Genomic DNA, 9,589 nt, shown 5'->3' on the forward strand with positions numbered 1-9,589 from the left:
TGTATAAGAGACAGGCATCAGAGTGATGCCCCCCACCGCAGCGAACAGGCGTTGCTTGTTCGTGTTCTCAACTCCGTGGGGTCAGCACCAGGCCGAGCACGAATGGTGCCGCCGGGAAGTCGAAGCGCTTCAGGTGGTGAGCATCAGCCTGCTCGGATTCCTCATCCTCGACGCGCTGCTTGGGCGTCGCGCCGGTCTGCGCGGGCATCGAAGATCTCGACTCTCGCGACAGCGCACGCGAGACCACGGTGCGAACGGGTCGTGAAGACCATGACGAAGGTGGACACCAGCAGCACGGTGAGGATGAGCCCGGAACCGGGGAAGGGCCATTGGGTCAGGAGCATGTAGCCGCCGATTCCGAAGAGGAAGCGCAGCGGTCTGGAGATCGCCACCGAGAGGCGCGTCTGTGCGGAGCCGATGAGCACCAGACGCTCTCCCAGGGTGACTCCTTCCGACAGCACTGACACAAGCTGTGCGAGAAACGGAAGCAGGAACGCGATGTTCATGACGGCGTCGCCCGGTTCGGCGATTTCACCATCTCCTCGGATCGTGGTGATGACGACGGTCCCGATGATGACGAACCATGGCCCCAGCCAGGCGATGACCATGTCGCAGACGATGCCGATGAAGCGGCGGGTCGCAGTGATCGGCCGTGGAGCGCTCGCGTCCTGGCCGTCCTTGCCTCGACGGACGAAAAGCAGCGAGGCGAGGGAGCCGATGAGGGCGCCGAGGGTGTTCATCATCAGATCGTCGACGTCGAAGACTCTGTACGCGCATTCGTAGAGCCCCCAGATGCCGGAGAGCTGCGTGAACTCGATGAAGGCTGAGATGGTGATACCGACGATGGTCGCAATGACGACGCCACGACCGACCAATTGCCGGATGAACCATCCCAAGGGTGCGAATAGGAAGACGTTGAGGGTCGCTTGGAGCACAGCCGGGTTCGACATGAGGGCACTGATGCTGCTCGTGTCGAAACCGAGGATATCGTCGACAAATTGGAATGGTCGCAGTTGAATCGGCGAGCATTCCACTTCTGCGGGCTGCGGGAACGGAACGAGAGTGTAGGTCCACAGCGCCATCGAGTAGATCGCCGCGGCGAACCACGATACGGTTCGCCAGAAAGTCATCCCACCTCGTCGTCGGAAGCTGATGGCGACGAAAGGCACGAAGGCGAGGGCGGCTACCCCGCATCCGACGAAAACGGCAATGATGGCTGGTATGGCGAAACTGGTCACCCGAGGAGTCTATTGGTTCGTTCGCCGAGGTGGGGGCGGCGGTCCGATCGATGAGTGAGGGATGGAAGTCAGCGTGGACGTCGGCGAGTTTCCGAGCTGCTCTGCTATTTCGACGCCATCTCCTTCCCCGCAGCATCGGCCTTCCGCGTCCTGAGGTTGCGGATCACCGCGCCTACAAGGGGGTAGGCGATGGCGATGAGTGCCGCAACGGTGAGGACGAGCGAGATTGGCCGCTGGAACATGATGAGCAGGTTTCCGTCTCCCATCGCGGAAGTCTGAACGAGGTACTTCTCCAACAGTGGGCCCAGCACCAGGCCGAGCACGAATGGCGCCGCCGGGAAGTCGAAACGCTTCATGAAGTAGCCGAGCAGCCCGGAGAAGAACACGATCCACAGTGTGAATGTGTTGTTTCCCAGAGCGAAAGCACCGACGAAGCTCATCATGAGCACGATGGGGTAGAGGAAGACGTACGGAATCCTGAGGATCTGAGCGAAGACCGGAGCCAGCGGCAGGTTGAGCACCAGCAGGATGAGGTTGCCGAAGAAGAAGCTCACCAGCAGACCCCACACCAGGTCAGGTTCCTGTTGGAAGAGGAGAGGACCGGGCTGGAGTCCGAAGATGACGAAGGCACCCAGCAGCACTGCAGTCGTTCCGCTGCCGGGAATGCCGAGTGCGAGGGTGGGGATGAAGCTCGCATTGGCGGCAGCGTTGTTCGCAGCCTCCGGAGACGCCACAGCCTCCGGGGCACCCTTCCCGATGAGATGCTTGAACTTGCTCACCTGCTTCTCAACGCCGTAGGCGAGGAAGGTGGCCAGTGTGGCTCCGGCACCGGGAAGGACACCGACGGTGAAGCCCAAGACGGTGCCGCGCGTGGCCGCGGGGGCGGAGCGGGTCAGCTCCTCCTTCGTCACCAGCAGATCCTTGAAGCGTGCACGGATGGGTTTCTCACCACCTCGGCGGATCTGGTGGAGAACCTCACCGACGGCGAAGATTCCGATCATCACGGCAACGAAATCGAGCCCGGAGAGCAGGTTCACGCTGCCGAAGGTGAACCGTGCTGTGGAGAACCCGGATGCCACACCGACCATCGACACGAGGAGGCCTGCTGCGGCCATTGTGATGCCGCGCAGAATGTTCTCGCCGGCGAAGGACACGATTGTGGCCATACCCAACAATATGATCGCGAGATTCTCCGCAGGCCCGAAGTTGAGCGCGAAATGGGCGATCGGTTGGGCCAAGGCCATGAGGCCGATGAGCGAGATGATCGCAGCGAAGAAGGACGCCAGGGCGGAGATTGCCAAGGCTGCTCCCGCTCGACCTTTGCGTGCCATCTGATAGCCGTCGAGGGTGAGTACGACGCTCGATGCGTCTCCGGGTGTGGAGATGAGGATCGAACTGATCGAGGACCCGTACTGGGATCCGTAATAGATCCCAGCCAACATGATGAGGGCTGTGACCGGTTCGAAGGCCAGGGTCACGGGCAGAAGAATGGCCACACCCGTGGTGGAGCCGAGCCCGGGGAGCAGTCCGATGACGGTTCCCAGGAGGACGCCGACGAAGCACCATAGAAGGTTTTCGGGGCTGACTGCAGTTTCCAGCCCGAGCATGAGATTGTCGATCATGGAGAATCCTCAGATCAGTCCGAGCATCCCTGTCGGCATGGGAACCGACAGGAGGAGCCCGAAGACGATGTAGACGAAAACGGCTGCGCCGATCGTTGTGGCCGCAGATGTCCACCATTTCTGCTTCTCCACGACGAGGAGCAGGAAGAGGATCGCGGCGGCCAAAGAGATGATGAGACCGATGACGGGAATGAGCGCGAGGGCGAGTCCGAACGTGATGAAGATATAGAAGGGTGTGCGGTTACGCTGCTTCTCAGTCCGCCCGAAGGTGTCAAGGTCACCGTCGGAGCCGTCATCGGAACGAGACTCAGCAATGGAGTCGATCGACTCCGCCGCCCTGGCTTCGAGGTCTTCGACCGCAGACATGATGCGACCTCCGGAGGTGCCCACGCGGGCGAAGAAGAGCCGGAAGATCTCAGCCGACGAGGCTAGGAAGATGAAAGCTCCGGTGAGGAAGGGGAGCATTCCCGGCCCGACCTGCCCGCCTTCCACGGTGAGGCCGTAGCCGAATCCCATGATGGCGGCCGTTCCTCCGATGACTCCGAGGATCGAAGTCCCGACGACATCGGCGAGATCCGGCTTGTTCCGAGGCGGAATCTTCTCTGTGTCGGTTGCCGTGCTCATCGTGGACTCACCTGCACTTCAGCCGCACCTCCCGCAGCCGCGCCCACGACTGCGTTGTCGGTATCTGCCGTGGCCCGACGGCTCTCAGCCATCCGCACCGCCAGGTCGAAGGCATGGGTGCTCGGCCCGAGGTCGGCCTTGCCTGTGCCGACGATGTTGTGAGCGGTGCCGTGTGCAGGGGTGGCGATGGGAATCGGAATCCCACCGTGGACAGTGACTCCCTGATCGAACCCGAGCAGCTTCATCGCGATCTGACCCTGATCGTGATACATCGTCACCACCCCGTCGTAGTCCCCGCCGACCGCGCGTGCGAAGAGAGTATCGCAAGGGAAAGGCCCCTCGACATCGATTCCACGCGAGCGGGCCAACTCGATGGCGGGGGCGATGTCGTCGATCTCCTCTCTGCCGAATTTCCCGCCCTCACCTGCATGCGGGTTGAGCGCACAGACGGCCAGGCGAGGCGTCGAGGTTCGCGTCTGCGCCACAACACGATTGAGCAGCTCGATGGTCTCGAGAACCTTGCCGGCACTGATGCCGTCGGCGATCTCTGAGACCGGAACATGCGAGGTGACACGTGCCGTGACGAGCGATTCGATGAAGTTCAGCTCCGAGGTGAAGCCGTCGAAGTCGAGCCGCTTGGCGAACCAGCGCAGCTCGTCTTCCTCGGTCATGCCTGCCTGCCCCATGGCCCCCTTGTTCAGAGGGAGGAACATCACACCGTCGGCCTCACCGCCGGCGCACAGGTCGAGCGCTGTGGCCAAATCGGCCAGGGCACGTTCGCCTGCGGCGATGCTGACTTCACCGACGGGGATGGCAGGCCCGCGGTAGTCGGTGCCGAGATGCTCGATGTCATCACGATCGGCAATCGTCACCGCCGCCGTTGTGGCGAAGGAGTCCAGTTCCTCCGCCGTCGCTGTGACGAGCAATCGCGCCCGAGCGCGATTGGCTGGGTCAGCGAGGAGCCGAGCCATAAGCTCGGGCCCGACCCCGGAGAGATCTCCGGGAACGAGGACGATTCGGGGGATGTCTGGCGTCATGATCATTTCCCGATCGCTTCCCGAAGCTCTTTGTCGTTCTCGCCGAGGTAGGTGGCGAAGTCATCGCCGTAGGCGGCGTTGGGCTGCATCATGTTGTCTTCGATGTAGGTCTTGTATGCGTCCGACTTCTCGAACTCCTTCGCCTTCTTGATCCAGTACTCCTTCGCCTCCTCGGGAATGTCTCCGGGAGCGATGACACCACGGAACTGGGCGAAGGCGACGTCGATGCCCTGTTCCTTCGCCGTCGGAATATCCTTGAGCTCCGGATATTCGTAGCGTTCATCGGCCGCGGCGCACAGAGGTTTGAGGTCCCCCGACTCCAACTGGCCGGAGACCTCGCCCGGGTTGACTGAGATCGCCTCGACCTGGCCGCCGAGAGCCGCGGTGATGGCCTCGGCCCCGGACTCGAAGGGCACTCGATCGAATTTCGCCTTGGTGGCCTTCTCCATCAGGGTGAACGTGATGTTGTCGAGACCAGTGGCCCCGGAGATGGCGACGACAGTACGCTCCTTCTCGCCCTTATCCGTGAGATCGGAACAGGTCTTCAGCGGGGAGTCCGCCTTCGTGACGATCAGCGTGTAGTCATCTCCGAGCTTCATGATCGGAGTGAAGCTCTCGTGGGTGAACTCCACATCCTGTGTTGCCGGCAGAGCGAGCATCGCCGTCTCTGTGGCAAGCAGGTAGTTCGGATCGCCGCTGCGCCCGAGGAACTCCGAATAGCCGACGGCGCCCGAGCCGCCATCGATGTTCTGAACCGTGATGGTCTTGTCGGTGGCCTCCTCCAGCCCCGAGGCGGTGGCACGGCCGGCGATATCGCTTCCGCCGCCAGCGGCGAAGGGCACGATCATCGTGACATTGCCCTTCGGCTCGAATTCTCCGCCGGCAGTATCTCCCGAGGCTTGGCCGCAGGCGCTGAGGCCCAATGCGAGAGTGCCGGTCACGGCCGCGGTGGTGAGCAGTTTCTTCGAATGCATTTCCATCTCCCTTGACAGAATTTTCTGTGGTGCCCGATATTGTGTTGCTGATGTTGCAGTCGGCTGGTGTCAGCGTCGACAGCTCAATTGGTCCCAGACAGCGAAGCGCGTACCTCCTCGAGCCAACGATCGGATTCCGGGGTGGCTCCGTCGAGCTGGTCGACGGTGTCGACGAGGAACGACAGGTTTCCGTGGTCGTCGAATTCGCGTTCGATCTCATCGGGGTCGCGACGAAGGATGACGTCGAGCATGCGCGCATGCCTGGCGACGTTGCCGTCGAGATCCTCGATCTCCCGCCTGGCCTGGTTGTTCATCGCCATGCACATCTGCAGCTGCATCGCCATCGCTCGGTAGGTCGATTCGATCCTCGCGTGGCCGGCCAGGCCGACGACCGCATAATGGAATTCGAACCCGGCCGCGACCATGTCGCCTTCGGTGCCGGATTCGGCGATCACCTCCATCGTGCGCAGCGTCTCGCGGCAGCGTTCGACCCTGTCCGGAGCGAGCTCGGGCAGCGTCAGACTCATAGCCATTCGTTCGAGTTCACGGCGCAGGGTGGCGATCTCGAAGACATCGTGTTGGGAGATCGACATGATCCTCACGCCCTTGCGCGGCACGTGCTCGACGAGACCGGTGTGCGCGAGTTCTTTGAGTGCTTCACGCAGCGGAGGGCGTGAGATGCCCAGTTCCTCGCACAGGCGCTCCTCCACGAGTCGTTCTCCTGGCATGTAGTTTCCTGCCAGGATCGTCCCTTCGAGTGCTTGCCTGGCCAATGTCGCCAAACTGGGTTGAGATGCGATGAGAGTGACCACTTCCGGTTAGATCCTCTTTTGTATACAGTAGTGTGAAGACTGTAACGCGGATCACACCAGCAAATCAATGCTTGTCCAAGGTTGGGCACGTGATTCCTACAGGATCGATGAATATCAGAGGAGGATCTCATGGATGAAACCGAATCCGGCTCGACTGGTGGTGGCGAAGGGCCCCTCTCCGGGGTGACCGTTCTTGAACTCGGAGTGTTCATGGCCGGACCATTCGCCACGATGCAACTGGCCGACCTCGGTGCACGGGTGATCAAGATCGAAAACCCGACCGGCGGTGATCAGACGCGCAGCACAGGGCCCTTCGTCAACGGAGAGAGCGCCCCATACATGCTCATCAACCGGAACAAGGAATCCATCACTCTCGATCTCAAGAGCGAGGTCGGGCAGGAAGCCTTCATGCGACTGGCGGAGACGGCCGACGTCGTGGTGGAGAACATGCGGCCCGGAGTCATGCAGCGCCTCGGTGTTGCCTACGAGAACGTCCGTGAGCGCAACCCCGGGATCATCTATGCCTCGGCATCGGGGTGGGGCCAGGACGGTCCTCTGGCGAAATTGGCCGGGCTCGACATCATGGCCCAGGCCCGCAGCGGGCTGATGAGCATCACGGGTCAGCCCGACTCGCCACCGGCCAAGGTGGGTGTGCCTATCTGCGATCTCACCTCGGCGATGTATGTGGCGCTTGCCCTCACCTCGGCGCTCTATGAACGCAACCGATCAGGGGAGGGCCAGTACATCGACGTCTCGCTCTTCGAAAGCGGAGTCTCATACGCAGTGTGGGAGGCGGCGGGATACTTCGTCGATGGAAAGGTGGGCCGGCCGAACGGTTCCGCACACCAGAACCAAGCCCCCTATCAGGCGGTCCACTCAGCCGATGGGTACGTGACCATCGGTGCGAACACTCCTCGCAACTGGGTGAGGTTCTGTCAGGGCCTCGGCCTGGCGGAACTGCTCGACGACGAACGCTTCCAAGAGTCCTATGACAGGCTGACTCACAGAGACGAGCTCATCGATCTCATCGAAGAGAAGACGAAGACGATGACGACTGACGAGGTCGTCGAAGTCCTCAACGAGGCGGGGGTGCCCTGCGCACCGATCAGCGACTATTCGCAGGTATTCACGGATGAGCACCTGGCCAGCCGCGACTTCTTCTGGGACTCCGAGCACCCGGTGGCCGGCACCGTTCGGCAGATCGGCTCTCCGATGCGATTGTCACGGACACCGGCCAGACGAGGACCTGCTGGCCCTTCTCTCGGTGCCGACAACTCGATTCTCGATGAACTCGGGTTCTCAGAAGCCGAGCTGGTGGAACTGAAGTCACAATGAGATGCGAACAGGGAAAGGCGCGACAATGACCGAAGCAGCAGATGCAGAGGCGAAGACAGACGACCTGATCGTCGAGCGCGAGGACGGCGTCCTCACCGTCACCTTCAACAGGCCCGAGGCGCGCAACGCGATGACCTGGGACATGTACATGGGTCTCGCCGAGGCGTGTGAAACGGCCGGTGGAGACGACTCCATCCGCGTCATGGTGCTGCGCGGAGCGGGTGGGAAGGCCTTCGTCGCCGGAACGGACATCGCTCAGTTCACCGAGTTCGACGGCCCCGCAGGCGTCGCGTACGAAAAGCGCATCTCCGAGGTGCTCGCTCGACTGCGAGCCGTGAACGTCCCGGTCATCGCGGCGATCGACGGCTACTGTGTCGGCGGAGGGCTTGGCATCGCAGCCTGTGCCGACGTGCGCATCGCCTCACCGCGGGCACGCTTCGGGGTGCCGATCGCACGGACCCTCGGCAACTGTCTGTCCGGGGACACCCTGAGCTTGCTCATTGAGCTGCTCGGCCGTGCCCGCGTGGTCGACATGCTGCTGCGCGCCCGGTTCATCGAATCCGATGAGGCCCTGACTGCAGGATTCGTCGGACTCGTGACCGAGGACATCGCCGAGGTGACCGCAGAGTGGGCGAATACCCTCAAAGGGCACGCACCGCTGACGATGTGGTCGGTCAAGGAAGTCGTGCGCAGGCTCTCGGATGCTGGCGGTTCAGTTGACGATGAGGACATCGTCGAGCGAATCTATGGTTCGCAGGACTTCCACAGTGCCGTGCACGCGTTCATCGATAAGACTCCCTACGAATGGCGCGGGCGATGAGTTGGTTCCGGACAGTTCCGGGATCGCGTCGAAGACACTACTATCCGGTAAGTAGCCGATTGGGGAACATGACTTTTGACCTGGGGAAACATCACTGATTAAATCAAGGTGCCTTCACAAAAGTGAAGTGTCGTTACGAAAGGAAAATCATGATCAACCTCAATCTCCCAGATATCCTTAACGCCATCCTCGGGGCACTCGGCCTCGCCTGATCCGATCACGGATCCCTGCGACCGCAACGGTCGCAACGAAGGCTTCTTCTCGTTTGAGAAGAAGCCTTTGTCGTCCATTCAGGTCACTGATTGGGGTTCGATGGGGCGCGCCCCTCACCTCTCGTAGGTACGCATCACCTGCGAGTCGTCGCGGCGGAGGTGACCCAGTTCTGCCGCCTCGCCGAATTTCCGGGCGGCCACGGGGAGCAGGGCCAGATCGATGTCGAGATCTTCAGCCACCTCGGCGACGATGGCAGTGTCTTTGACGAGGATGCCGACGGCGCTGGCCACCTCGACGTCAACACCTTGGAGCATGCGGGGACCGCGATCACCGAGCATCCACGAGTTCGCGGCACCGGCAGTCATAGCCTCGAGGACCTTTGCCTGGTCAAGTTCGAGCCGTTCGGCCAATGACAGTGCCTCGGCGGCGGCCACGACGTGGACTGAGCACAGCAGCTGATTCACCGTTTTGAACGACTGCCCGTCTCCGATTCTCTCGCCGCAGGCGATGATCGTTCCGAGGGATTCGAGGACCGTCCGGCGCGACTCGAGCACCTCGTGTGGGCCGGAGGTGAGCATCCGCAGGGTCCCCGCCAGAACACCGGCGATGCCCCCGGTGACGGGAACGTCGAGGACGCCGATGCCACGCTCTTCGGCGCGTTCTGCTGCAGCTCGCACCGCGTCGGGGCCCACGGTGCTCATGATGATGAGCACCGCTTCCGGCGACATGAGTGAGAGCAATCCGGGAGACCCGGTCTGCTCGTCCCCATCGAGTGCCTGCTTGAGCTGATTGCCGTCAGCCACCATGACGATGACCGTGCCTGCTGAGTCTGCAGACAGCGGTCGTTCCTCGGTCGGCAGTCCCTCCGCAGCGGCACGTTCCCGGGGCCCCGGGAACGGGTCGCCGCCCGTGCC

At 62.1% G+C, this 9,589-nt stretch carries 9 protein-coding genes; 2 read left to right on the forward strand and 7 right to left on the reverse strand.

Annotated elements, in window-relative coordinates; genetic code table 11:
• Positions 1-161: 161 nt before the first annotated feature.
• The 6 genes from ACE03M_RS17165 to ACE03M_RS17190 all read right to left on the reverse strand — a co-directional run bounded on the left by ACE03M_RS17165 (position 162) and on the right by ACE03M_RS17190 (position 6,307).
• Positions 162-1,238, reverse strand: coding sequence for a VanZ family protein (locus tag ACE03M_RS17165; protein ID WP_143924067.1), 1,077 nt, complete (start codon positions 1,236-1,238; stop codon positions 162-164).
• A gap of 104 nt (positions 1,239-1,342) precedes the next feature.
• Positions 1,343-2,860, reverse strand: coding sequence for a tripartite tricarboxylate transporter permease (locus tag ACE03M_RS17170; protein WP_485935263.1), 1,518 nt, complete (start codon positions 2,858-2,860; stop codon positions 1,343-1,345).
• Positions 2,861-2,869: 9 nt separating this feature from the next.
• Positions 2,870-3,484 carry a tripartite tricarboxylate transporter TctB family protein gene (locus ACE03M_RS17175; protein WP_485935264.1) on the reverse strand — a complete coding sequence of 205 codons (615 nt, stop codon included), beginning with the start codon at positions 3,482-3,484 and terminating at the stop codon, positions 2,870-2,872.
• Positions 3,481-4,521, reverse strand: a complete 1,041-nt coding sequence (locus ACE03M_RS17180) for a 4-hydroxythreonine-4-phosphate dehydrogenase PdxA (protein ID WP_485935265.1) — start codon at positions 4,519-4,521, stop codon at positions 3,481-3,483. Before ACE03M_RS17180 ends, ACE03M_RS17175 begins: the two co-directional genes overlap by 4 nt.
• Before the next feature lie 2 nt (positions 4,522-4,523).
• On the reverse strand, positions 4,524-5,495 hold the full coding sequence (locus ACE03M_RS17185) for a tripartite tricarboxylate transporter substrate binding protein (protein ID WP_485935266.1): 972 nt from the start codon (positions 5,493-5,495) through the stop codon (positions 4,524-4,526).
• Between the two features lie 83 nt (positions 5,496-5,578).
• On the reverse strand, positions 5,579-6,307 hold the full coding sequence (locus ACE03M_RS17190; protein WP_485935267.1) for a GntR family transcriptional regulator: 729 nt from the start codon (positions 6,305-6,307) through the stop codon (positions 5,579-5,581).
• A gap of 129 nt (positions 6,308-6,436) precedes the next feature.
• Here ACE03M_RS17190 and ACE03M_RS17195 point away from each other — a divergent pair, with 129 nt between their 5' ends.
• Together ACE03M_RS17195 and ACE03M_RS17200 are read left to right on the forward strand one after the other, a co-directional pair.
• Complete coding sequence (locus ACE03M_RS17195; RefSeq protein ID WP_485935268.1) at positions 6,437-7,642, forward strand: CaiB/BaiF CoA transferase family protein; 1,206 nt, start codon at positions 6,437-6,439, stop codon at positions 7,640-7,642.
• A gap of 25 nt (positions 7,643-7,667) precedes the next feature.
• Positions 7,668-8,462 (forward strand): enoyl-CoA hydratase/isomerase family protein, encoded by a 795-nt coding sequence (locus ACE03M_RS17200; RefSeq protein WP_485935269.1) that lies wholly within the window; start codon positions 7,668-7,670, stop codon positions 8,460-8,462.
• A 326-nt stretch (positions 8,463-8,788) separates the two neighbouring features.
• Here the strand turns inward: ACE03M_RS17200 and ACE03M_RS17205 are convergent.
• The coding region (locus ACE03M_RS17205) for an NAD(P)-dependent oxidoreductase (protein ID WP_485935270.1) at positions 8,789-9,589 on the reverse strand (801 nt) is incomplete at its 5' end.

The organism is Brevibacterium sp. AGC70, from assembly GCF_057334195.1.

Bases quoted from the DNA above. Each gene is read 5' to 3' on its own strand.
- ACE03M_RS17170 (WP_485935263.1), bottom strand. From the start codon at position 2,860: ATGATCGACAATCTCATGCTCGGGCTGGAAACTGCAGTCAGCCCCGAA.
- ACE03M_RS17175 (WP_485935264.1), bottom strand. From the start codon at position 3,484: ATGAGCACGGCAACCGACACAGAGAAGATTCCGCCTCGGAACAAGCCG.
- ACE03M_RS17180 (WP_485935265.1), bottom strand. From the start codon at position 4,521: ATGACGCCAGACATCCCCCGAATCGTCCTCGTTCCCGGAGATCTCTCC.
- ACE03M_RS17185 (WP_485935266.1), bottom strand. From the start codon at position 5,495: ATGCATTCGAAGAAACTGCTCACCACCGCGGCCGTGACCGGCACTCTC.
- ACE03M_RS17195 (WP_485935268.1), top strand. From the start codon at position 6,437: ATGGATGAAACCGAATCCGGCTCGACTGGTGGTGGCGAAGGGCCCCTC.
- ACE03M_RS17200 (WP_485935269.1), top strand. From the start codon at position 7,668: ATGACCGAAGCAGCAGATGCAGAGGCGAAGACAGACGACCTGATCGTC.